This is a genomic window from Vibrio sp. 10N.247.311.14, from assembly GCF_041467715.1.
Taxonomy (GTDB): domain Bacteria; phylum Pseudomonadota; class Gammaproteobacteria; order Enterobacterales; family Vibrionaceae; genus Vibrio; species Vibrio crassostreae_C.
On sequence record NZ_JBFSVE010000003.1, the window covers coordinates 59,871 to 84,068 of the forward strand.

The following is a 24,198-nucleotide window of genomic DNA, read 5'->3' on the forward strand; positions in this document are numbered from 1 at the left end:
ATAAGTCCTTAATGATTTGCTCGTGTCCAAGGTGAGTTTTCTAGTCCGATTAGGTAACGAATGCCACCAATGAAGTTGGCGTAGTGTCCAACTATCAAATAAGAGATTAATGAAATAGGTTTGTTTACTAGACGCTTTGGCAAGATGCAGCCAAGGACGCCAATGGTATAAACGGCAACTTGAGCCCATAACAGCGCTTCAAATACCAAGTAGTTGCTAAGTAAGATTGAGCACACTAAGCACACAATCATTAAATATGGAGTGAGTAGGCGAAGTCCTTTTCCTGAAAAGAACGCAAACGCGATGCCTTTAAACTTCGGGCTGAACAAGGCAAATAATCGAATCGCTTGTTGCATGTTGCCCGCTGAAATACGAAGTCTTCTTTTGAAGTCTGTTTCTAGGTTCGATTCTTCTAGCTCTAATGCCACCATTTGGGTTTCGTATTCGGCGATGTAACCTTGTTTAACGATTTGCATCGGTAAGATGAAATCATCATTAATAGTGTTGAGTGGAAGCAGTTCAAACAGGTGTGTTCTAAACAAGTAGAAAGCGCCATGAGAACCCAAGCTAGAACCTAACGAAGCCTCAGACTCTTTAACCGCGGTTTGGTACTGCCAATACGTGTTTTCGCCTTCATTGCCTGTTGGACAAAGTTGATACGTTGCGTTTACCACTCCAACCTTGTCACTTTCAAAATGAGCGGCAGCTATAAGCAAAGCATCCAATGAAATAAGGGCAGAAACATCACTCATCGCCGTGATATCACTGGTTATACGTGTCACTTCTTCATTAACAACCGCGACTTTACCTCGGTTTACTTGATGGTCATGTATCTCAAAATAGACATCACTGCACATCGCTTCTTGTATGGTCATTTGTGCAATGGCGACTGTGTTATCAGTGCAACCATCGCAAGCGATAATGACTTCCAACTTCTTTTTTGGGTAATCGAGTGAAGCAAGGTTACGAATCTTGTCTGCGATCCACTGTTCTTCGTTAAATGCAGGAACAAGAACGGTGATGGTCGGCAACGTGCAATCTTGCTGTTCCTCTTTGTAGCAACGATGACTCTCTTCAACTTTGCGTGCGGGGTGGCTTTTCGCATACCAACGCAGTAACAAAGGGTAGGCTGCGTGATGATAGACAATCAACGCACCTGAAAACAAACAAAGTCCCGCAAGCAACCAATCAATCATGCGTAAGCTCCTTCTGATATATCGTTGTAAGACGAAACCATTTTGATGATGTCGAAGTTTTCGAGTACGTAGCGACGAGGTGACAAAAAGCGTTCATTTTGCTTTTCTAATAGCGCACTAGCTAACCCCACAATGCTGCCGCTTTTGACGAGGACGCCGCTGACTGGACATAAGGTTTCATCGACGGCACCAACGTCCATTGCGACGGTTGGAATATTGCATGCTTGAGCTTCAAGTGTAGAAAGCGGCAGCCCTTCGTGGCGTGAAGGTAGGCAGAACGTATCCAACGCTCCGTAAAACGTGGTCATGTCTTCAACTAAGCCAAGAAAGATGACTCGGTCACTCAGATTCAAGCGGCTAGTCAGTTGCTCTAGTTGATTGCGTTTAGTACCGCCGCCAGCCAATGCGACAACCATGTTTGCAGGTAAAAGAGTCAGTGCTTTAATAAGTTGGTCTTGGCCTTTGACATGTTCTAGTCGACCTGCACAACCGATGATGTGTTTGTCTGTCGGCAGGTTTAGTTTTGCTCTCGCGTGTTCTTTCGACATTGGCTTAAACTTCTCACAATCAACGCCATTTTTGATGGTAATGATGTTCTCATAAGAAAAAGCAGTGCGTAGTTGGTTATAAACACGTGTCGCGTCGGCAACTAACGTTGGTTGAGCAGCTTTTAAAGCAAGCGCTTGTAATCGACGACGTTTGTTGTTGTTCAGATGCCAAGCGTCATGTTCGGTATGGATTCGAGTTGGAACCCCGGTTACGCGAGCGGCATAACCAGCGTATAACAGTGGGCCAATATGATGGGTATGAACCACATCAGGGCGAATCGCGTTGAAGGCTTTAATTAGCTTAATAATGATATTGAATTGTACGCCTGGTGCTTTATCCAAAAAGACGATTTGCTTTTTGTATGGCTCTAGCTTCGGCCAGTTGTTTATAGACTCTTGTTTAGTACCCTCTAAACTGACAATCAACACTTGGTCTGTTGGTTTAGCAAGGCGGAGCAAATCCAGAGTTAGGGTTTCTAATCCACCCGGTGCAAGGTGCTGAACAACGTGTATGATCTTTTTGCCATGCTTCGTTAAATGCGTATTCATAGTTTGGACCCTGCCTTTATAATTGTTGTTTCGCCTTTCTGACGTTTCTCTTGAAGTAACTTCTTTAAAACGTTTAACTACACAAGGAGATTGCATGAGTTGTGCCAATTAAATAACCGTTATTTTTCAGTTGTTTATATTATTTAATTCTAGGGCAGTTTTCATTTCTCAAAATGGGAATCAAAACAAAATACAATTGAATGGCAGTTTGAATCATAGGGCTTGGGTAAATCGAAAGTAGCATTAGAACTTGGGGCTCTAAATAAACAAAACGCCAACCGAGTGTTGGCGTTTTGCTCTAGGATGCACGAAGCTAGGAAATTAGAAAGCTGTGAATCTAGCAAGTCAAAAATGGCTTTAAGGCTGACTAGCTCATTTTAGGGATCACCGTTATCACAGGGACACCCAAGATATCTTCGATTTCGTCTTTGCGTTTGATTGAAGAATCAAACAGTTCAAACAATACCGCTAAACCAATACCCAAACCGATACCTGCAACGAATCCAGCCAGAATAAAAACAAAAGTCGGCATGTTAGATTTGACACTCGGTGTGAAAGGCAAATCGATAATCTTCACACGTTTGTTTTGCTCGAATACACCAAGCGAACCCGTTAGTTGAGCCATTTCATAACGCTCTGTCAGTTCATCATATAGTTGACGTTTGATTTCAACTTGACGTTTAAGGCGGTACATCTCTTTTGCATTTTCGCCGAAGTTATTGGCCTTGTGTTCTAATTCGAAAATCATAGTTCGAAGGCTTTTGGTCTCTTCAGTTAAAGACTCAAAGCGAGCACGAACCAGCTGTAGGCTGTGTAATTGAGTGACCAGAAGAGGTTGGGTATCAGAAAGTTTGTTCAGTGTCGTACTACTTGCGATGTCCCAAAGCTGGTCGCTGTTCATCGTTGGCTGGGTTACCTCGAGCAAACTCTTACGTTCATTCTCTAGTCTGTCTAGCTCACGCACTTTAGCTTGCACAGCACTGTGCTTGTCCGTGTATTTAGCTTGTAACAAGGTAAGGTCGCTACGAATGTCGATGATCTGGTCTTCTAATTTACCGATCACAGGGTTGGTTCTTGAAAGTTGTTGGTCGATTGACCCTAAACTTTTTTCGACACCCGATAACTCGGCCTCTTTTTCTGCCAATGTTTGTTTGAGTGAAGCTAAGCGATTCAAACTTTGGCTCTGTACCTCAGGCGTCGAATGAACATTCTCATTCATGTATGCAGCTAGCGCTTCTTCTGCTTCTGCAAGCTCTGCGCTACGTTTGTCGATATGGATTTTCAAGAAGTTACTTGAATCTTCAATCGATGAACGTTCCGGTGCGAGTAACTGTTCAATGAAATGTTCACTTACCGAGCGCAGCGTCGCTTCCATTCCATTTGGTGTGTTCGACGTTAGACTTATCTTTAGAAAATCTTTTCCAAGCTGAGTCACCGTTAGACGTTGAGACAGGTCAGTAATGATCTCTTGTTTCTCAATTTCAGGCATATCTGGCGTGGTTAATTGCAGTTCATCAGCGACCGAGTAAAGCACATGTCGACTGTGAAGCAGTGTTCTTAATGCGTTAAGTCGATCTTTGAGCATCGTCGAAACGGCAATGTCTTCCAAGAATGGATTCATCTTGGCCGTTTCTTGAATCAACATACTGGTATGCGCGTCATATTTAGTTGGAGCCAACTTGCTCACACCAAAGCCTACAAAGGGCAAAATAAGCATTGGCAGAACGATAACGTAGCGTTGGCGCCACATCGCATTGATGATGACTAATAACCGCAATTTCAGATTATTCATAATAGCTCCAACATCCAATGTACGAAGTTACCACGGTTCTGCCAGCTCTCTTGTTCGACGACAGAGATAGGTGAGTTGCTTAGCTCGCGTGCATGATCAAGCGCCCAAATCATTTGGTTGGCACTGCCAACCGTGGTTACGTGCCCTTGATATGGAACCAAAGCAGGGAACGGTGTTGTGATAATGGGTGTGCCCGCCGCAAGGTATTCCATTAGTTTGAGTGGGCTACACGCTCGGATCTGCTCGTTATCAACAAACGGCAACAAGCTCACATCCCAGTGTTGAGAATAGCTTGGTAGCGTGTGGTGTGGACGAGGGCCAAGGTAATGTACGTTACTCAACTTAGGCAGCATGAGCGTATCAAGCTCGTTTGGACCTATGAAAACAAAGTCCCATTCCGGCATCGCATTCGCAACATGATCAATCATTTCATAATCAAGCCACTTAGAAAGGCTGCCATAAAAACCAGCAATAGGGCGGTGGTTGCTTGGTAAATCTTTTGCTCTTGGTGCGGGTGTTGAAAATAGGTCTACGTCGACACCATGTGGTAGCAAGTGCGCTTTATGCTTTGGAAATTTATCCATCAATTTTTTGCTAGCCGCGAATATAAGCGTTGATTTTTCGATTAGCTCTGATTCGTGCTGTGCAACGGTGTCATGATCAACACCAGCCAGCGCGCTAAAATCATCACCGCAGTAATAGACCACAGATGACTCGCCTAAGTGTCCGCACAAATCAACAGCGGTCGGAAGAGAAGTCCATAGGATAGGCGCGTTAAGATTAAGCTCTGCAATAACCGGTTTTAGTTGGTGCAACATCATTTGCTGAGCCAACTTTCTAGAAAATTTAGAAGCAGGCGCAGGGATTGTCTTTAAGTTAACGATAGTAATGTTGTCGTGTCCCTCAGAGTCGAGCATGTTTTGAGTTACGGCCTTGGTTTTACCAAACAACTTGTTGAACGCTCGGTTTGCATCTTTAGCGGACAGCTTCGGTTGTCTTAAGCCAATTGAGTTGACCCATAAGACTTTGTGCTGCTTAGCAAGGTGACGAACTAAATGTTGAGTCGATGAAGGCAGGCCACCAAAGTCTTCACCAAATACGATTAAATCACGCATGGTCACCTCCATGAGTCTCTAACGTATCGAACATATCGGATTCTGTCACTTCAACGGGTTTGATGTGACCGACAACTCGAGCTGGGTTGCCACCTGCGATTGCGAAGGCAGGAATATTCTTTGTTACTACGCTGCCTGCGGCTATTACGGCACCTTCGCCGATGGTTACGCCACCTTTGACCGTCACATTCGTGCCCAACCAAACATCGGGTTCAAGAATGATGTCACCGATTTGCTGAGGGTCGTCACCTTCACCTAGCGCTCGGCGTTTTGCATCAAGCGGGTGTCCAGAGTATCCAAATAGAAAAGCGCCGCCTGCGATTCGTACGTTGTCAGAGATAACCACTTTACCTCCAACAGCGATAGTCGACTGCCAACCAATGTCGACGTTATTGCCAATCGACAATAGTGGGTGTTCCAAGCCTTCAAGTTGTTGAGTACAACCAGAGAATGTCGTGTGGCCAGAGATACGGCAGTTGTCGCCAATCGTAATTTGCACCGGACCGCTGACGAAAGGCAGACCTCCATACAAATACAGGCGTTTGCCACATTGAGCCACACGACCTTTGAAAGCCGGAGTCCAGTAGAAGAATCGCGTAAAGCCAGAAACCAGATTCACCACTAGCTTGTGCGCTTGATATAGACAGCGATTAAATAGTTTAGGGGTAGGTAGCTCTGCGCTTCTGATGTCTTTCAAAATGAAAAACACATTTCTAATTCGAGAATTAGGATGAAACTTAAGCCAATGTTTGAATTGATGTATAGATACTGACGTCATAATGAAAATCCTCTTTTTTGTTATATAGAAGTACTTTCATATATTGTGCCATTTAATAAATATAATAATTTCAATAGGTTAAAATGTGACTTTTAGGTTTTCTCATTTTGACAGGCAGTTTGAGATACGTTTGAGACGCAAACTGTGAGTGCTGCGAGGATATAAATCGGCCAGTTGAAGCCTTGAGTCAAAAATGTACCCGACACGATTGTTCCAATCAGACCGGCATAGATCGCATAGGCGACCGCGTTGAGTTCGGGTGCGATTTCTGTGGTCGAGTTTTTTAATCTCGCGAGCGTAGAACGAGAGGTTTTGATCAAAGAAACGATAAGGCAGACAAAAATGATCAGACCAATAAAGCCTGTTTCTGCTAATACACCAAACCAAGTACTGTGAACGGCGTGATTAAGTCCGTCCCAGTGCGAACTATAAAAGAAGTAGTTCGAGAAGAAGTTGTTCAACCCTACGCCGGTCAGTGGGTTCTCAACTGCCATTTTTACTGCCGCTTCCCAAGCATAGATTCGCCCCATTGCAGATTCATCGATGCCTTGTTCAGCTGCACCACCAGAAGATCTGTCTGAGATACCAGCAACTAAATAGAGCATCACGGCCGCGACAGTTCCCACTGAGATTAAGAGAACTTTAGAGCGCACTAGCTTCCACGCAAAAATACCAATCACCGCAATACAACCCAGTAATCCGCCACGGCTTTGAGTGGCAATAATGGCGGCGAGCAGTAACAGACAAACTAAGGCACTGATTAAACGTTTGGATCGTGAGATGCCAGTCGTGGTGGCTTGGCTTATTGTAAAGGCGAGTGGGAACATCAGTACCAGTGCTAGGTCGTTCGGGTCACCTAACATAGAGCCAAAATCGCGGCCAATAGTCACGCGTGAGCCCTCGACAAGCCCAATACCATTTACTGAGTTGTACACGGCAATAGAGCTGACTAAAGCGCCAGCGTAGATAATCGTCATCGCGGTTTTTGCGAGATTTTCCGTGGTGTTTACTAGCCAAGTAATCGCAAGCGTCATCACTATAATTTTCCAATAAACGCCCTTGAATTCTGCTAGTGCTATTGGCCTGTTGGACGCGAAGATAATACCAATGAAAACCAATACCCAAAATATGGCGAGCCAATTTAAACAAGGGTGCCAGAAGATTTTAAGTTCTTTACTGATTAATGCATGCCATAGAAGAGCCGACAGAGCGCCTAATGAAAGCATCAGCGGTATTTTTAGCGAATAGAGCTGAGGTATAGCTTCGTGAATTCGGAAAAATGAAAAGACAACGAACAGTAAAACTAACCAGAATGTTTTGTTTAACACGAATAACCCGGCCAATGGCACAAGAGCGAGCGCCACAATGACAGCAGGGTGAGGCACAAAGTACCAAACAACACCAAGCCCAACACACAAGGTGCTGATCGTGATGATGACTGGCAATCTATTGGCTTCAGGGTTGACCATTGTGACCTCTATTGGCAAATAAACTCTTTAGGACTCGGCTCGTAATCTTTTTAAGACGTAGTTACGCCTGATGTTAAAGATTGCAAAGTGAGTGCCAGTTATGCATTTTGTTTAACTTACTGATTTAATGTTGGATTATTAAGTGAGGGCGTAGCCTTGAGGTGAGTTTTGTCATTTTGAGAATCAGTATCAAACTGTCTAAAGTACTTAAATCATCAAGCCAAAATGAACAGTTAACTACAAAGACGAGTATTAACGGTCGAGTTGATAGATTTCCAACAACTGTGGGACAACGGCTTGTGGTGAGTATTGGTTTTTCACGGTTTCTATCGCGTGACTCTTGAGAGAGTCACGTTGTTCGCTCGTCAATGACATCCACAAAGATAAAAACTGTTCTAGCTCAGCTTCTGAATTTGCAAGGTAGCCGTTAACTTGATGCTCGATGAGTTGAGGCAAGTTACCAACTGAGGTGGCGAGAACGGGAATGCCACGAATCATGGCTTCTAATGCCGCCATAGGTAAGCCTTCAAAGCGAGAAGGGATGATTAACAGATCGATTTGGCTCCAGACGTCATCCATATTGGTTTGATGCCCATGAAAGGTCACATTATCAGGCTGCGATTTAACTAAGACGTCCATTTCTGGTCCGTCACCAAAAAGCTCAAACCAAACATCAGGAAACTGTTTGGCTAATGCAACAAATCGATCAGGCGCTTTTTCACGGCTTAATCGCCCCACAAAACCAGCATGGAATGGGCTTGATGAACGGGAGTTTGTTAACCCTGTTGGGACTTTAACAAAGTTATTCAATTGATAGGTTTTACTCGGCACTTTCGCTTTAATCTTTTCACTGACCACGAGCGACTGATCAGAAAGAAAACTGCTGTAACGGTCGAGCCAATCATAAAGCCATACTTTGCCTGTTGGGGTTTCACCTGCGTGATAAGTGGTGATTTGCTTTGTGTTGTTGAAACGAGGCGGAAGCTTGATTAACTTGCTGACCAAACTGGCTTTGTAACCATGAGCATGGATAAGCCTTGGTTGATAATGTTGAACTGCACGTTTCAGCTGTGTCGCGCTATTGCCATTTGAATCTACAGAACATGAGGCTAAATCGGAGAGGTAACTAAAAGGGATGTTCAGCGCATTCAACTTTTCAACGATGATCGCTTCAGGATTAAACTTAGTCAAAAGAACGATACGAACAGCCTCTGAATACTGAGCGCTTTCCGATATCAGGCCTTGTGCTAATTCTAAAACATGCGTTTCTATGCCTCCAAAAGTTTGGCTGTCGATCAACAGCCAAATCTCATGAAGGTTTATGTCGAGTACACCTTGGTTAGGCTTGATTGTACTCATCTTCCGACTCCCAAGCCTGTTTCTTACGATAAACAGTAGAAGGGCTAAGTTCTAACAGCACAGCAGCGTTTAACACATTCCCATCGCAATGATTGATGGCATGTTGAATGGCTTCACGTTCTATTTGCCACATTGGACGAATAGCACCTTCGCTTGTGGTAAATGCAGGCGTCATCGGCTCGTTGTGAGCTTGAGCAACTGACGATTGTTCCAACTCTTCCGGAGTAATCGGTGGCAACTTAGCTTCTGGTGCTTCAACAACTGCAGGTTGAGGCGCAGTTACTCGAATTGGTGTCACTGATTTAGATGATGGAGCGGCATCTACTTTATTAATCGGAGGCGGTAACATGTCTTTAGTCACGCTCGTTTCATTGTTCAACACCACGATGTTACGGATGATGTTTTGCAACTGACGCACATTGCCTGGCCACGCATAACGTTTAAGTAGATTCTGCGTTTCTTTGTCTATTGATTTGAACTTCTTCTTGTCTTGCTTCGCGTACAGTTTCAAGAAGTGATTAGATAGGGTGACAATGTCACTTCCTCGTTCACGAAGCGGTGGCATTTCGATAGGCACAACGTGAACACGATAGTAAAGGTCTTCTCTAAAACGTCCTTCTTCTACTTCAACCAGTGGATCGCGGTTGGTCGCACAGATAATTCTGACATCCACTTTAATCTCGCGGTTGCCACCGAGTGGAGTAAACGTACCAGTTTGCAAAAATCTGAGGAGCTTCTTCTGCATCTCCAGTTCCATTTCACAAAGCTCATCGAGAAATAGGGTACCGCCATGCGCTTGCATTGCTGCACCTTTACGGTCGGTTGTCGCACCGGTAAACGCACCTTTAACGTGACCGAAGATTTCACTCTCCATTAGGTCTCGAGGGATAGCGCCGCAGTTAATGGCCACGAAGGGTTTACCATTACGCTGACTCTCTTGGTGAATCGCTTCCGCACACACTTCTTTACCTGTACCACTTTCGCCGTTAATAAACACGCTGGCAGTGGTTGGTGCTACCGAATCAATGATCTTGTAAACCGCCTGCATGGGTAGGCAAGAGCCAATGAAATTATGAAAACGATCACGATCGAATTTGCTTTGCATGTTATCGACGAGGTTTTCGAGTTTCGCTCTTTTTAGATGCAAGCTAACAGAGGTCTTGAGTCGATCGGCTTGAATGGGTTTCTCTAAGAAGTCTTCTGCACCGCGTTGGATAAGGTCTACCGCGATGTTTACTGAACCATGCGCTGTCGCGATGATGACAGCAGTCGGTATTTCGTTAGCAGTAATCCAATCTAAGACTTCTTCGCCTGGCATGTCAGGAAGCTTAAGGTCGAGAATCACAAGCTGTGGAGAGTGCCTTTCAATGAAGGTCTTAGCTTCCGCGCCGGTTTCGACGTGGAAAATATCATAGGGCTCGTCTTTTACGTACTGCTTGTAGAGTACGGCGAGTGAGGTGGAGTCTTCAACTAACAATACCTTAGGGCGCATTGTGTATTCCTTTTGAAACTTTATCCTAACCAATCAATAACATAGTGATATGCAACCATCAATACGAGTCTTGTGTATTTGTTATCTACCACATGCAATCTTTTAAGAAGCGGCCTGTATAACTTCTCGCATTGCTGTTCATGATGGAGCCCATCTTATGGCGACTATATTAATAACGACTGTTTTGAGTTTTTAATCTGATACCGATAATGAACATGCAAAGCTAGCTGAAGCCTGCCTCTTTCCTTTCAAGCAAGGCTTTTATTGAACGCTCTGCGAGCTCTAGTAATTCATCAACTTGTCGAAATGCCGCATCATGACTCTGTTCTAAACATAGCTTTTCTAAAGCTCGAGCTAATTCACCCAAAGGGCGATTACCTAACGAAAGCGCTGTGCTGCCGAGAGTGTGGACCTCGAACTCAAGTGTTTGAGCGTCTTTCTGCGTGACTGCCTCTTTTATAGCGACCAAGCGTGTTTGTGATTCTTCGACATAATGGTCGATCAAGATAGGGATAATGTCCGCACTTGTATCGCGAATCATTTGCTCCAGAACGCTTTCATCGACAAGCTTGCTCACTTGTTGTGAGTTTAGATTTGTAGCTGCGTCTGACGCTAAAGTAGAATTCATCAAACTAAGTCCTTTTATTGAGCTTAATATCTGTTAATACTATTAAGTTTTAGTCATTTTCTAGAATAATTTCAACTGGTTGCCGTACAAATAGAGCATTTAATTGGCATCTCACTCATCTTGCTATTGGGTTTGTGACAAACCTAACGGACTGATTTTATTTTGTTTTCTCTTATGAAATATAAACTTAGGTGCCTATAAAGCCTAAGGTGCGGGTAGATCTCAGAAGAAAACGAGCCCGATACAAATAAAAAAGACCACTGCAGTGAAATAACAACAGTGGTCTTAGAGCGGTTTATGTAGTTTAGGCTAATCTAAATAGCAATAACTCAAATAACGATAACCCAAACAATGATAATTTAAACAGCCGTGCTTTAAATCACGAAAAGTAGGACTACGAAGCTTTATCAATTTTTGGCTTTGGGTCGGCTTCTACTTCTTCCTCGCTACTTTCTGAGAAGATATCAGCAACAGCGCTTCTCTCGAGTTCACCTTTTAGATTACCGTCTTCATCAACAACTGGAAGAGAGTAGTCACAAGACATAGTGTCCGGTAGCACTTCTTCAATCACCGCATCTGGTAAGATGGCAGGGACTTCTTCGTATATCTCATCACTAAAATCATGTACCGATGAATCTTCAACTGCGTCTTGTAGGCTCTCTTGTGTGACTAGGCCTTGATAGCCGTCATCCGTTACGTGATAAGCGTAATCGTTTTTCAGCATCTTCATCTGTGCCAGAGCACCTTCAATCGTTTCTGATGTGATTCGATACAGAGGAGGCTGCATAACGGTTTCAACGGTCAGTGCACGAGCACGGTTTACGTCTTTCACGAACGCTTCCACGTAATCATCGGCTGGATTTAGCAGAATCTCATGTGGTGTGCCTTGTTGTACTAACTCGCCGTCTTTCAAAATTGCGATTCTATCGCCTAGGCGGAGTGCTTCGTCCAGATCATGAGTGATGAAAACAATCGTCTTATGAAGCTTCTCTTGAAGTTCGATAAGCTGATCTTGCATTTCACTTCGAATCAAAGGGTCGAGTGCCGAAAAGGCTTCATCCATTAACAAGATTTCAGCGTTAGTACACAGAGCGCGAGAAAGGCCAACACGTTGTTGCTGACCACCTGAAAGTTGCGCAGGGTATTGCTTGCCGTAACCTTTCAAGCCCACGGTTTCTAACCATTCGTTGGCTTTTGCTAAACGGTCTTCTTTTTTGATGCCTTGTACTTCCAACCCGTACGCAACGTTTTCAACCACAGTGCGATGAGGCATTAAGCCAAAGCGTTGGAATACCATCGACATTTTATGACGACGGAACTCTTCTAGCTGTTTAGTGTTGAGGCTCATCACATCAATGCCTTCAACCATGATTTTACCTTGAGTCGGGTCAATCAAACGGTTGAAGTGGCGAATCAGCGTCGATTTACCCGAGCCAGAAAGCCCCATGATAACAAAGATTTCACCACGGTTAATCTCAAGGTTGATCTCTTTCAAACCAACGGTATGACCCGTATCCGCAAGAATCTGATCTTTGTGTTCGCCGTTTTGAACTCGGTTCATAACAGACATTGGTTTCGGTCCAAACACCTTGTACAGACCACTAATTTCAATCAATGGTTTAGTCATGCTTGAATCCTCCTAAATGCGCATTAGTTCTTCTTGCGTACGCTTGTGAAGCGCGGTCAAAAAGGATTGCGAGGGCCACAATGGCGAAGCCATTCATCAAACCTAATGTGAAGTATTGGTTGGTGATCGATTTAAGAACCGGTTGTCCTAGGCCTTTCACACCAATCATGGATGCGATAACAACCATAGACAGCGCCATCATGATGGTTTGGTTAATACCCGCCATGATCGTTGGCATTGCTAGAGGAAGTTGAACACCCCATAAGCGTTGCTTTTTGCTCGCACCGAAAGCGGTAGCGGCTTCAAGGACTTCTTTATCAACTAAGCGTATGCCTAGGTTAGTTAGACGAATTACAGGTGGGATCGCGTAGATAACCACGGCGATTAGCCCTGGAATCTTACCGATGCCCAGTAGCATTACCACTGGAATCAAATAAACGAACGCAGGCATGGTTTGCATGATATCGAGCATCGGCGTAACAATTGACTGAGCTCGATTTGAACGAGCCATCGCAATACCAATCGGAATGCCCAAGAATATTGAAACCAAGGTACATACAGTGATGATACTGAGCGTCCGCATGGTGTCTTCCCACATTCCAAAGTAACCAATGAGAAGTAGAGAAGCAACACAGCCTAGAGCCAGTTTCCAAGAACGGCTTGCTGCGTAGACAAGGCTGGTACACACAGCCAGGACTATAATCCAAGGTGTTGAGATAAGGAGTTTTTCAAACCAAACGAGGAATGAAAGAAGAGGGTCAAAGAGAGATTCAATCATTTCGCCGTATTCACGGGAAAATTCACGGTATGCGCCATCTAGCGTCTTTTTTATGGTTCGTAAATCACCGCGTTCCATCTCTGGAAAGCTTGATAACCAATTGCTGTCAGCCATTTTATATCCTTATAGTTCGGAGCCACTTGTCCATGCGATAAGAAAATCGCTAATGAAAAGGGCTCCGAATCATGAATAACATCAAGTATAGCGACGTTATTTCTGTTTTATTGTTGAAGCGTAATTACTTGTTATTAAATCAAGCTCTTACAGCTCTGCTTCAACTTTCTTAGCCACTTCTTCAGAAACCCATGGGTGCCATACTTCTGGGAATTCACTTAAGAAATGCAGACTCGCTTCTTCGCCATCAGCTTGGTTGTCTTCCATCCATGCAAGTAGCGAGTTCATTTTGTCGTTCGTGAAACCACGTTTAGTAAAGTAGTCGTATGCTTCAGGAGCACGTGACGCAAAACTTTCAGTGGTAATCGTGTGAACAGGTGAAGGCGGGTACATGGTTGCTTTTGGCGATTCACAATCTTCTTTGGTGGTACAGTTAAGGAACTCTTCCTCATTAACGCCACTGCCAAAGTCGACTTTAACCATGTCGTATTTACCTAGAACAGCGGTCGGTGCCCAGTAGTAACCAAACCAAGCTTCTTCACGTTCATAAGCTTTTGCGATAGAGCCAGATAAGCCGGCACTCGAGCCTGGATCAACAATCGTGAAACCGCTGTTTTCTAGCTCAAGAGCATTAAACAAGTTTCCGGCGCTGATCTGACAGTTCCAGCCTGCAGGGCAGCTGTAGAATGCAGATGTATCTGGGTCTTCAGGGTGTTTAAATAAGCTTGCGTTTTTGCGTACGCCTTCGATGGTTGCCATTTCAGGGTACTGTTTTACTAGGTAAGCTGGAACCCAAAAGCCTTCTTCGCCGCCGTTCACAAGTGCTTTACCTGCGTAGCGAAGACGTTTTTCTTCAACACCTTTATCTAATGCGTCTTTTAAGCTGTTGCTCCAAAGTTCAGGTGCAACATCAGGCTGGCCTTTTTCGATCATAGACGTGCCTGTTGGCATAGTGTCGCCAGGGATAAGTTCAGCATCACACCCATAACCATGTTCAAGGATGAATTGGTCGATATTGGCGATCAGTGTTGCAGAGTTCCAGTTCATATCTGCAATTGTTACGCTGCCACATTCTCCAGCGTTAGCATTACCGCTGGCTGCTGCCACTAACAAAAATACGGAGCTTAACTTGTATTTCATATTGAGTTTCCTTTCTCTTTAATAATACAACTAAGGTAACCAAGGTAAATTGATTATCTAAATTGCTCGATGGTGATCCTTTCCGTGTATTTGAACCATTTGAGCAGAAGGAGGGATGGGTGAAGTTTGAATAGATAAACGTGCAAAGTCAGTGAAGTGTGATTTGCCAATTCATCCACTGTGTTTTAACAGCCATCGGATAACTTTGTCAAACTATTACAAATTCGTCAAAAACCACCTCTATTTATAATCTTAGGGAATAATCGTACGAATTCCATCTTTGATGCGATTTACATGGCACTTTAACCGCCTGTGTCACATTACCGCTAAAGTTAGGTGTGGGGCTGTTGATTTTTGGATGAGCTTAAAGGTGGTAAGACCACAACTTGCGTGCGTGAAATGCGTTGAATAGTTTTTAAAATCGTATTTTTAGTCATATTTTCGCCAAAAACACTCAATTTGGTTTTTATTTATTCAGAACTGTTGGAGCTTGAAGTCTAATAGGATAGGTGGCTGTCATGGTTTAATGACAGCCAGAAAGTAGCAAAAGAAAGTTACATCGGAAGGTTCAAAAACTCATTTTGATACAGCTTGTTTGCCAAGCTATCGCGAAGCTTAGCGGGGATGAATTTCATTCGATTGATTTGTCTGACCATCTCTTGTGCAAAGCTAGGCTTTTGTTTCATGTTCATCACGCAGCCCATTAGGTTGATACTTTGTGCATCAAGCAGCTTTTTCGCTTGTTCTAGGTGGTGACTCGACGTTTCACCATAGGCGACAACCATCAATGTGCTGTCACAAGCACTCGCCACAGACTGAGCCGGAATGTTGCCTTTGTTTATGTTGAGAAGCGGTGAGGTATCAATGATGACTCTGTCGTATTTCTCTAACCATTTGTTGACCACGTTTTGTAACGTTGTCGGATCTTTATAAGCCAATTGCGTTGAAGCAACTTGTGGAGCAGGTACACCGATAAACGTACGCTGAGATTCAACATGTTCAATCAATTGACCTTGCTGATTATCTTCTAGCATATTCAAATCTTTGAAAGCAGGGTTGAATAAGTTGAGATCAACATAAAGTGTTGAATGACCCGCAAGAAGAAAACGCTCGGCTAATGCGGTTGCAATAGATGTTACGCCGTCACCTGAATGGCAGGCGGTGACGCATATTGATTTTTGGCCGTTAAGTTCAGAAGCTAAATACAGTTGCTCGACTTCGGCATGGGTCGCTGAAATAGTCATTATAAAGCTCCTATTAATACGATGGTCGTGGTGATACGCAGTATGTCATCAAGTCCGACTCGTGCTTTCTCAATAAAACTTTCGCGACGATCTGGAATGTAAATCGTGTCACCGGCGCGCAGCACCGGCAGGTTGTAAATGTTCGCCGTTTTGCTGAATTCAACAAGGTCAAAAGTACGAGCCTGACCTTGGCAACAAGACATATTGACGATGGTAATTTTCTCTACGTAAGCATTGTCGGTAGGGCCTGCAGCTTCTGCCAGAATATCTAGAATGGTCATGTTGTCGTTGAATACATAACGCCCTGGGTTGTTAATCGCACCAAGCACACGAACGGTTTCTTCTTTCGGTGTATCTAACCAGTTTTTGCCTTTCTCTGGGATGTAAATCGTGTCGCCAGTGGTTACGTTTGGCAGTAACGATTCGTCACCGGTTTCGAAGTACAGTGATAAGTTAAGTTTGCTTACTTGCGAATAGGTTTTGTCACGATGCGTTACTCGAACATTGTGGATGTCGGCATCCTTTGTTGGGCCATCAGCCGCTGACAAGATATCAAGGAAGTGCATGTCTTTGGTGAAGCGGTAACGACCAGGCGCATTCACTTGTCCAAAGATGTAGATCGAAGCATCAGAGCTTTGACGAACCCATTGTGATTTATTGTCTGAAGGATCTTGTGGCAAGTCGTGAACGCGCACGATAGAACCCGCTCGAATTTGTGGCATTTGATCACGTGGCGCACCATTTCGAATAAAATCATCAAGGTTAAACACGACTAGCTTTCTACCCGTAACAACCTCGATTTTCGATGTGTCAGCGCGTAGCGTAGGGCCGCCGACGTGTGCCAATAGCCCCATGAAGTTCATTTCATCTGACCATTCAATACGACCAGGTCGATTGACCTCACCAATCACGTTAACTGCTCGGTCTGGCGTGATTTTCAACCAAGACTTCTCGTTCATGTCGGTTTTCTCGGGAACGAAAATCGCGTCACCCGCTTTGATGCTAGGAGGGTTGGAGTTAGGCAAGCCTTCAGTGTAAGCCGCTAAATCGAATTTAAGCACTCTACCATCTGCTTTGATGACACGGATTTGTCGTGACTCTGCAAATCGAGTTGGGCCGCCCGCATTCGCCAAGATATCCATAAAGGTCGCGTCTCTTTTGCCTTCAAAAGCACCAGGGGCTGCGACTTCGCCCATCACGTAAACCATGTTCGCGCCGGATTTGATCTCTTCTTCTTGCTTGGGAACGAAAATGGTCGCACCCGGGCGTAAAATTGGAAGCAGACTTTCGTCACCAGAATCTAAGTAACGTTTTAGGTTGAATAGCGTTGGAGTGTTGTTCGAAATCACTCGGATTTGCTCAACACTGGCATAGCGAGTGACACCGCCCGAACGCATAAGTACGTCGACAAGGTCGGTTTTCTCTTTGTAAGTGAACGAACCCGGCGCGTTCACCTCACCAAACACTTTGATGGAGTTACGAGAATCAGCACTGTCACCTGAGTTAGCAAGCTTTGCTGCGTCAAACTCTTGCTCGATGTTACCGACTAATGGAGAAGCTGGAACGAATAGTGAATCCAGTGATTGAAGAGTAGGTAATGCTGACTCGTCTCCTGAATCAAGGAATCGTTTGTAGTTAAACTCTTTCTTGTCTGCGCCTCGCTTAAGAATCAGCTTATCCAGTTGCGCGCCCGGGCGTAAACCACCCGCAGCGTAAAGTGCCATTTGGATGCTAGAACCTAATGCGAGCGTGTATTCACCAGGCTGTTCTACATAACCTTGTACGTAGATGATGATTTGCTGCTCTTTTACATAGACTGAAGCGTTCGAAAGATCTTTATAGGCGGTTGCCAGCGACTCTAGAACCACTTTGTTAAGCTGCTCACTGTCGTAACCTGCAACAAACACAGCGCCTACTTCAGGAAGGGTAATACGGCCACGCTTATCCACTTGGAACCCCGTGTTTAAGGTACTTTCACCGGGTACGTTAACTTGGATAAGGTCACCGACTTGAACCGCGTCTGAAAACTCATCGTTAGCATTGACGACATTCGCAAAGCATAACGATAGGGTGATGATAAAAGCGATCAATAATTTCATAATCCACCTCCCATTTTCTCGGCATTCTTAGGCGAGATAACTTCGATACTTACTCGGCGGTTAGTTAAACGTGTGCCGTCTGATTCACCTTCAAAAAGAGGGACGGTTTCGCCAACAGAGACGGCTTTGATTCGTTGAGCGCCTAGGCCAAATATAGTCAGGTAGCGTTCGACTTGTTTCGCTCGTCCAAGTGCTAACTTATCGTTGTATTCTTCGGTACCTGTCGCATCTGCATGGCCGGTAACCACAAGGTCTAGGGATTTGTGTTCTTTAAGTAAAGTGGTCGCCTCGGCCAGTCTTCCCATATACTTAGGATTTACTTCAGTCGAGTTTTCCGCAAATTGGTTGTCAACATTAAGTAGGTCATACAACTGTTCAATAACCGACAGTTGCATTCTAAATTGATTTTCATTTTGTGGTGGCTCACAGCGGGCTTGTGAAGTTACGTAATCCAGTTGGACCTCAAGTTCATTTAGGCGTTTTCTTTGGATCACTAAGTCGTTGGCTGCATCCAGTAGTAGACCACCTTGAAGTTCGCGAGCAATACGATTTTGCTTTTCGATTGCTTGAACAACAGCAGCGGGGAAACACCAACGAGCACCTTCTTGAATCAAAGCATCAAGGTGCAATTTAGCGAGCTGCCAATCAAAGCGTAATCCATGTTCCGGACCAAGAGGCTCGTCTGGCATGACAGGAGAGAAGTCTGAGTTTTGATAGTTAATAGAATCGTAACTTTCAGCCAAACCCCCTGTGCCTTGTTCAGGATAGCTAGTACAGCCACCCAGAACGAGAGCGGACAGAGAAAGGGCTATGTAGTTTTTCAGTATTTTCATGCCAACGTCCTATGTTTCTAATTTTTCTTATTATTTTTTGTTACTTCTAGCTTAGTGGGTCTTCATGAATTTGCAGGATTTTTTGAATTTACTGGGATAGCGTGGCCAATACGCAGCAAGTTCATAATTTCAAGAGGTTGACCCGTCACATTTTCAAGTCGCATGTTGCGCTCGCGTTCAGTCAGACGTTTGAACATATAAACAATCGCGCCAACACCAGATGAATCTAAAAACTCAACCTGGCTAAAATCAACTTCGATTTCAGGGTGACCATCGTTAGAAATCACATCATCGATGTCGGTTTGTGCATCACGACTGCCTGCTGCATCCAGATCACCGAAAATAGAAAGTGTCAGTGTCGTTGTGTTTAAATCAATCTTACGTAGTTCCATAGCGATATCTCCTTTTAAGTATGTATGGACAATTGCACTGAATGTGCCAACTTTTATATTGTTATTTTTCAATGACTTATATTTATCGTGAATTCCCATCTCAAATTGAGAAAAGGCATTTCTCAATTTGAGAACTAAAAACGGCGGATCATATGAGAGCCATAAGTCATTAATCTAATGAATAGATGCAAGGGTTAGATAAGGTTGATGAGTGGATCGCATCTTCTAGCAAAGATTGTCTAACTGCGTGTTAGAGCACTTACGATTAAAAGCATTTGTTGACCACTACAGTTATTAATACGGAGAAGATGATGAGATTAACCAAACTGGCTTTAGCCACTCTATGGGTGTGTTCGCTTTCATCTCATTCATCCTATTTACCTCCGGACTATTTGGTGCTTGCAAACTCCTACCAGCAAGGCATAGATGTTTCTGAATACTGGAAGAGTGAAAAACTTGATGGGATTCGGGCTCTATGGGATGGACAACATCTTTATACACGCAATGGTAATCGTATTTACTCACCGAAGTGGTTTACGGAAAACTTACCTAAGGTCCATCTCGAAGGAGAGTTGTGGGCAGGAAGGGGCAAGTTCCACCTTGTTCAATCTACCGTTCTCGACCATACGCCGAGTGACACAGCATGGCGCCAAATCGATTTCATGCTGTTTGATATGCCCGGCGCTGCGGGAGATTATCAAAAGCGCTATTACAACATTTTGCATTGGGTAAGCGTGATTGGAGAATCTCATGTCAGCTACATAGAACATGTACCAATTCACAGTGAAGAGGCTTTGTTTCATCAACTTGATAATGTCGATGAGCGTAATGGCGAAGGTTTGATGCTTAGAAAAATCACCAGTCGTTATCAAGCAGGCCGAAGTAATGATTTGTTAAAGCTTAAAAGGCATCACGATGCCGAAGCCACGGTTATTGGCTATAGGGGTGGGACAGGGAAGTACAAAGGGATGATGGGGTCAATTCTGGTTCACACAGAAGAGGGTGTGGAATTTTATATAGGTAGCGGGTTCACTGACCAAATGAGACTTGTACCGCCAGAGATCGGCAGCCGTATTACCTTTCGCTACAATGGTTTTACTCAAAACGGAAAACCCAAGTTTGCCCGCTTTGTACGAGAGAAGAGTGAATATTAAGGCAGATACGATCTACCTAACCATTAAACGAAAAAGAGCCCTGAAAATCAGAGCTCTTTTTTGTGTTCGAAATCAGATAGACCGACTAAGCGAGTGCGAATCTAACGAGAACTAAATTCTAACTGTACGTCATCATCCTGCTTGTGCATCCAGTGTAAGCGCATACCTAGCATAATCGCTGCTGATGTTAGACCGACAATGAAACCAATCCAGAAGCCGTGCGCTCCCATAGGTTCAACAATCCAATCTTTCATTCCTAAGATGTAGCCGATAGGAAGGCCAAGCAACCAGTAAGCAACGAAGGTAATGTTGAAGATTGAACGCATGTCTTTGTAGCCACGCAGAGCACCTGCAGCGATAACTTGGATGGCATCAGTACATTGATAAACCGCCGCGAACAACAGCAACTGCATTGCAACGGTAATTACCGCAGTGTTCTCTGTGTAAAGTAATGCAACCTGTTCTCTGAACAGGACAGTTAACGCCGCTGTCATTAAGGCTGTCACTAAACCAACAATGATACCTACGTGTGTCGCGATCTTAGCGCCTTCGGTGTTGTTTTCGCCCAACTTATGCCCAACACGAATACTCACGGCTGCACCGATACTCATTGGAATCATGAAGACCAGCGAAGAGAAGTTGATCGCGACTTGGTGCGCGGCAACAATCAACGAGCCAAGTGGGGCAACCAACAAGGAAACAACCGCAAACAAGGTTACCTCGAAGAAGATAGCGGCTGCGACAGGGAAACCAAGTCTAAACAGGCGAATTTGAGCTTTAAGTTGCGGCTTATGGAACGTACCGAAGATGTTGATTTTCGATAACCGTTTTGAAGTTAAAACGTAAGCGAATAGCAGTGCAAACATCACCCAGTATACGATAGCCGTTGCAACGCCACAGCCAACACCACCCAATGCAGGAGCACCAAGTTTTCCGTATACGAACATCCAGTTAAGCGGGATGTTTAATAACAAGCCAATAAAACCAATCACCATTGCAGGCTTGGTTAAAGACATACCATCGGTAAAACTTCGCAATGTTTGGAACAACAAGAAAGCGGGTACAGCAAACATCACCGCATTCATATAGCCGATGGTCTTTTCCGCCATGAGTTGTTCAATGTCCATCCACTCCAATATCAATTGTGTTTGAAAAAGCACACCAATGATTGGAAGGGAGATGACGAGCGCTAAAAATGCGCCTTGTTGAATTTCGAATGGAATTTTTACTTGTCGACCAGAACCATTCAGTTGTGCAACGACAGGAACCAACGCCATCAATAGACCAACACCAAATAGGATTGATGGTAGCCAGATACTTGCTGCAATCGAAACCGCCGCCATATCGATAGCACTTACGCCACCGGCCATTACGGTATCAACAAAACCCATTCCAGTTTGTGCAACGGATGCGATCAATACTGGGGTCGCAAGTTTGATTAGATTCGAGGATTCTTCTTTGTAACGATGCACAAACAACTCCAAATAAGAGGGAAAATTAGAATAATAGTGTAGGAAAGGACATTCTGAAGGAATCAGAGACAATGATCTTAAGCTTCCACTGGACGAATCATAAAGAAATGTCACAATAACTGCTATGAAAAACTGTTATTAGAATGCTAAATAGGAATCTTATGTTTACAGGTATCGTTCAAGGCATGGCAACACTGGTTGCTATCAACAAAAAAGAGTCGTTTCAAACTCATACCATTGAGCTAAGCGATGAAATGGTTGAAGGATTAGCCATTGGTGCTTCAGTAGCTCATAACGGTTGTTGCTTAACGGTAACGGAAATTTCAGGCAACCAGATTGCTTTTGATTTAATGCAAGCGACATTGCGATTGACGAACTTAGGCCAGCTGAATGTTGGTGACAAAGTGAATGTTGAGCGTGCAGCAAAGTTTGGTGACGAAATTGGCGGACATAGCATGTCTGGCCACATTACTCTGATGGCTAACCTCGTTGATGTGATTAAGACAGAAAATAACCGTACGCTTTGGTTTGAGCTGCCGCAAGAATCAATGAAGTATGTGCTGAGCAAGGGCTACATTGGCGTTGATGGTTGTTCATTGACAATCGGTGAAGTGGAAGAGAACCGTTTCTCTGTTCACCTGATCCCAGAAACGCTGAATCGCACTCTGTTTGGCGGCCGTGAAGTAGGCGACCAAGTAAACATTGAGTTTGATCCTCAAACACAAGCGATTGTTGATACTGTTGAACGCGTACTAGCAAACCAAAAATAGTAATTGCGGTTTATCAACAGCACTTGCTTAAAAAGCGCTGACTAAGTAAACCTCGAAGACATTAAAAAAGAGCACATTGAGTGCTCTTTTTCTATTTGTATGTATCTGCGTTTTTCTAGGCTAGCCACAAAATCGAGGGTAGCTTTAAATCGAGGTGTAGAGCCAACTCGACAAGAGCGTAGGTGTTAGAAGACTTGTTCGTCGTCTGCATCAATCGAGAGATTAATTCTGTCTCTGACTTCATCTACCTGCATATCGAGGTGAATGGCATTGCAACACGCCGGGCAATCGTCATAAAAATCTTGGCTCCCATTAGAAGCATCGAGCGTTATGCTGATTGCATGCCCACAGTGGGGGCACGAGACATGTTTCTCTGTGTATTTATGCATGGCTAATTCTCCTCACTGTATCTTGTCCAAATCGTAGTAGCTTTAAAGATCGCAGTAGCGTTATAGAACGCGATAGCTAGCTGTGATTAGTATTAAACGGCCTGTATCTTCTGAATGCATGCTTCAGTTTGTGCTAAATATTCGCCGCCAAATTGATTGCAGTGGTTAAGAAGATGGTACAAGTTGTAAATGTCTTTCCGATCAGTATAGCCAACGTCGAGTGGATTGACGCTCTGGTAACCTTCATAAAACTCTTTAGGGAAACCTTCAAACAATTCAGTTAACGCCAAATCACACTCATGGTCCCCCCAGTAACAAGCAGGGTCGTAGCAAATTGGGCCAAACGCAGAGTTAGCAACATTGCCATTCCAAAGATCCCCATGAAGCAAAGAAGGGCGAGGGTTGTGGCCAGCAAGACGCATATTCACCACATCAACGATGTCATCGATATCACCAAACTCGATGCCTTTCTCTTTGAGCAGTTGCAGTTGGAAACCAATGCGTTGCTCAGAGAAAAAGCGACCCCATTTCTTATGCCAAGGGTTGGGTTGAAGTGTGCTGCCGATATAGTTGTCTTGGTCGCAACCAAACTCTTTTTGCTCGCCCCATTGATGAAGCCGCGCAAGCTGAACGCCGAAATCGAAGCTATTGTTGCCCGTCTCGAGCGGTTTGGTCGGCAAGTAATTCAGAATAATGAACGAGCACTCTTTGGTTTTGCCAATAAGCACCAACTCAGGAACGTAAACAGTGGAGGTTTCTCTTAACAAGCGTAAGTTCTCAGCTTCAATTTCAAACTTAGGTAAAAATTCTCGCTGATTCACTTTCACAAAGTAACGCTCATTACCATCGCTGATCATATAGCAATCGTTAATGTCGCCACCAGAAACCTTGGTACGTTCAGTAATCTGAAAGTTAAATAGAAGAGTATCTGAAAGTTGTTGAGAAATGGCCTGCCACATAGGAAATCCTCAAAGACTGAAAGTTAAAAAGATTGAAGGTTAGAAATACTGTTTGTTTAATAGCAATAGTTTAGGATAAATCTGAACAATTTATAGACGCACTCGTCAATGTTCTTAGCTCTTCTTCATCTTACGTAGAATCAATTGGCCGAATTGTGAACTCGAACTGATTCAAGCTCTTTGAAATACAAACATAAATTGAAAACCTGACGTGATGAAATAGTTTGGAACTGGTCTCACAATCGAAACGGTTTTGAACGCCACAAACTGGAAAAGAGGTTTGAGCTTGTTATTGTCTAGC

The 24,198-nt window shown here is 44.1% G+C and carries 21 protein-coding genes; 2 read left to right on the forward strand and 19 right to left on the reverse strand.

All coding sequences use genetic code 11. From position 1 onward, the window contains the following. Positions 1–8: 8 nt before the first annotated feature. The 16 genes from AB6F11_RS02075 to AB6F11_RS02150 form a co-directional block, all read right to left on the reverse strand. Positions 9–1,196, reverse strand: a complete 1,188-nt coding sequence (locus AB6F11_RS02075; RefSeq protein WP_017059581.1) for a glycosyltransferase family 2 protein — start codon at positions 1,194–1,196, stop codon at positions 9–11. Beyond that, a complete protein-coding gene (locus tag AB6F11_RS02080; RefSeq protein WP_102393716.1) occupies positions 1,193–2,293 on the reverse strand; it encodes a glycosyltransferase in 1,101 nt (366 codons plus the stop codon). Before AB6F11_RS02080 ends, AB6F11_RS02075 begins: the two co-directional genes overlap by 4 nt. A 367-nt stretch (positions 2,294–2,660) precedes the next feature. Continuing rightward, entirely contained in the window at positions 2,661–4,085 is a 1,425-nt protein-coding gene (locus AB6F11_RS02085; RefSeq protein WP_017063900.1) for a Wzz/FepE/Etk N-terminal domain-containing protein, read from the reverse strand. Beyond that, positions 4,082–5,200 (reverse strand): glycosyltransferase, encoded by a 1,119-nt coding sequence (locus AB6F11_RS02090; protein WP_102393717.1) that lies wholly within the window; start codon positions 5,198–5,200, stop codon positions 4,082–4,084. Before AB6F11_RS02090 ends, AB6F11_RS02085 begins: the two co-directional genes overlap by 4 nt. Next, positions 5,193–5,978: a DapH/DapD/GlmU-related protein gene (locus AB6F11_RS02095; protein ID WP_102393718.1), complete on the reverse strand. Its 786-nt coding sequence runs from the start codon at positions 5,976–5,978 to the stop codon at positions 5,193–5,195. Before AB6F11_RS02095 ends, AB6F11_RS02090 begins: the two co-directional genes overlap by 8 nt. A gap of 92 nt (positions 5,979–6,070) precedes the next feature. Then, entirely contained in the window at positions 6,071–7,447 is a 1,377-nt protein-coding gene (locus AB6F11_RS02100) for an O-antigen ligase family protein (protein WP_102393719.1), read from the reverse strand. Between the two features lie 252 nt (positions 7,448–7,699). Beyond that, positions 7,700–8,806 carry a glycosyltransferase family 4 protein gene (locus AB6F11_RS02105; RefSeq protein WP_102393720.1) on the reverse strand — a complete coding sequence of 369 codons (1,107 nt, stop codon included), beginning with the start codon at positions 8,804–8,806 and terminating at the stop codon, positions 7,700–7,702. After that, the gene (locus AB6F11_RS02110; protein WP_017059588.1) at positions 8,787–10,298 is read right to left on the reverse strand and encodes a sigma-54 dependent transcriptional regulator; all 1,512 of its coding nucleotides are present in this window, start codon (positions 10,296–10,298) and stop codon (positions 8,787–8,789) included. Before AB6F11_RS02110 ends, AB6F11_RS02105 begins: the two co-directional genes overlap by 20 nt. Positions 10,299–10,521: 223 nt before the next feature. Beyond that, positions 10,522–10,926, reverse strand: a complete 405-nt coding sequence (locus tag AB6F11_RS02115) for an Hpt domain-containing protein (protein WP_017066737.1) — start codon at positions 10,924–10,926, stop codon at positions 10,522–10,524. A gap of 394 nt (positions 10,927–11,320) precedes the next feature. Further along, entirely contained in the window at positions 11,321–12,553 is a 1,233-nt protein-coding gene (locus AB6F11_RS02120; RefSeq protein WP_017059590.1) for a glycine betaine/L-proline ABC transporter ATP-binding protein, read from the reverse strand. Further along, entirely contained in the window at positions 12,546–13,445 is a 900-nt protein-coding gene (locus tag AB6F11_RS02125) for a proline/glycine betaine ABC transporter permease (RefSeq protein WP_017059591.1), read from the reverse strand. Before AB6F11_RS02125 ends, AB6F11_RS02120 begins: the two co-directional genes overlap by 8 nt. Positions 13,446–13,592: 147 nt before the next feature. After that, the gene (locus tag AB6F11_RS02130) at positions 13,593–14,585 is read right to left on the reverse strand and encodes an ABC transporter substrate-binding protein (RefSeq protein ID WP_017063893.1); all 993 of its coding nucleotides are present in this window, start codon (positions 14,583–14,585) and stop codon (positions 13,593–13,595) included. A 554-nt stretch (positions 14,586–15,139) separates the two neighbouring features. Further along, the gene (locus tag AB6F11_RS02135) at positions 15,140–15,829 is read right to left on the reverse strand and encodes a tyrosine-protein kinase family protein (protein ID WP_017059593.1); all 690 of its coding nucleotides are present in this window, start codon (positions 15,827–15,829) and stop codon (positions 15,140–15,142) included. Beyond that, positions 15,829–17,928, reverse strand: coding sequence for an SLBB domain-containing protein (locus AB6F11_RS02140; protein WP_102393721.1), 2,100 nt, complete (start codon positions 17,926–17,928; stop codon positions 15,829–15,831). The genes AB6F11_RS02135 and AB6F11_RS02140 overlap by 1 nt, the downstream gene beginning before the upstream one ends. After that, positions 17,925–18,761 carry an OmpA family protein gene (locus tag AB6F11_RS02145; protein ID WP_102393722.1) on the reverse strand — a complete coding sequence of 279 codons (837 nt, stop codon included), beginning with the start codon at positions 18,759–18,761 and terminating at the stop codon, positions 17,925–17,927. Before AB6F11_RS02145 ends, AB6F11_RS02140 begins: the two co-directional genes overlap by 4 nt. Before the next feature lie 62 nt (positions 18,762–18,823). Further along, the gene (locus tag AB6F11_RS02150; protein WP_050621341.1) at positions 18,824–19,153 is read right to left on the reverse strand and encodes an STAS domain-containing protein; all 330 of its coding nucleotides are present in this window, start codon (positions 19,151–19,153) and stop codon (positions 18,824–18,826) included. Positions 19,154–19,464: 311 nt separating this feature from the next. On the opposite strand from AB6F11_RS02150, the gene AB6F11_RS02155 reads away from it, so the two are divergent. Further along, on the forward strand, positions 19,465–20,307 hold the full coding sequence (locus tag AB6F11_RS02155) for a DNA ligase (protein ID WP_102393723.1): 843 nt from the start codon (positions 19,465–19,467) through the stop codon (positions 20,305–20,307). A gap of 101 nt (positions 20,308–20,408) precedes the next feature. Here the strand turns inward: AB6F11_RS02155 and AB6F11_RS02160 are convergent, their stop codons facing one another. Beyond that, positions 20,409–21,779, reverse strand: a complete 1,371-nt coding sequence (locus AB6F11_RS02160; RefSeq protein ID WP_017070849.1) for an MATE family efflux transporter — start codon at positions 21,777–21,779, stop codon at positions 20,409–20,411. Between the two features lie 161 nt (positions 21,780–21,940). Here AB6F11_RS02160 and AB6F11_RS02165 point away from each other — a divergent pair, with 161 nt between their 5' ends. After that, positions 21,941–22,549 carry a riboflavin synthase gene (locus AB6F11_RS02165; RefSeq protein WP_017065861.1) on the forward strand — a complete coding sequence of 203 codons (609 nt, stop codon included), beginning with the start codon at positions 21,941–21,943 and terminating at the stop codon, positions 22,547–22,549. A gap of 185 nt (positions 22,550–22,734) precedes the next feature. Here AB6F11_RS02165 and AB6F11_RS02170 read toward each other — a convergent pair whose 3' ends face one another. Both AB6F11_RS02170 and AB6F11_RS02175 read right to left on the reverse strand, forming a co-directional pair. After that, a complete protein-coding gene (locus tag AB6F11_RS02170) occupies positions 22,735–22,938 on the reverse strand; it encodes a CPXCG motif-containing cysteine-rich protein (RefSeq protein WP_004733789.1) in 204 nt (67 codons plus the stop codon). 92 nt (positions 22,939–23,030) lie between these two features. After that, positions 23,031–23,897, reverse strand: coding sequence for a fructosamine kinase family protein (locus tag AB6F11_RS02175; protein WP_102393724.1), 867 nt, complete (start codon positions 23,895–23,897; stop codon positions 23,031–23,033). Between the last annotated feature and the right edge of the window lie 301 nt (positions 23,898–24,198).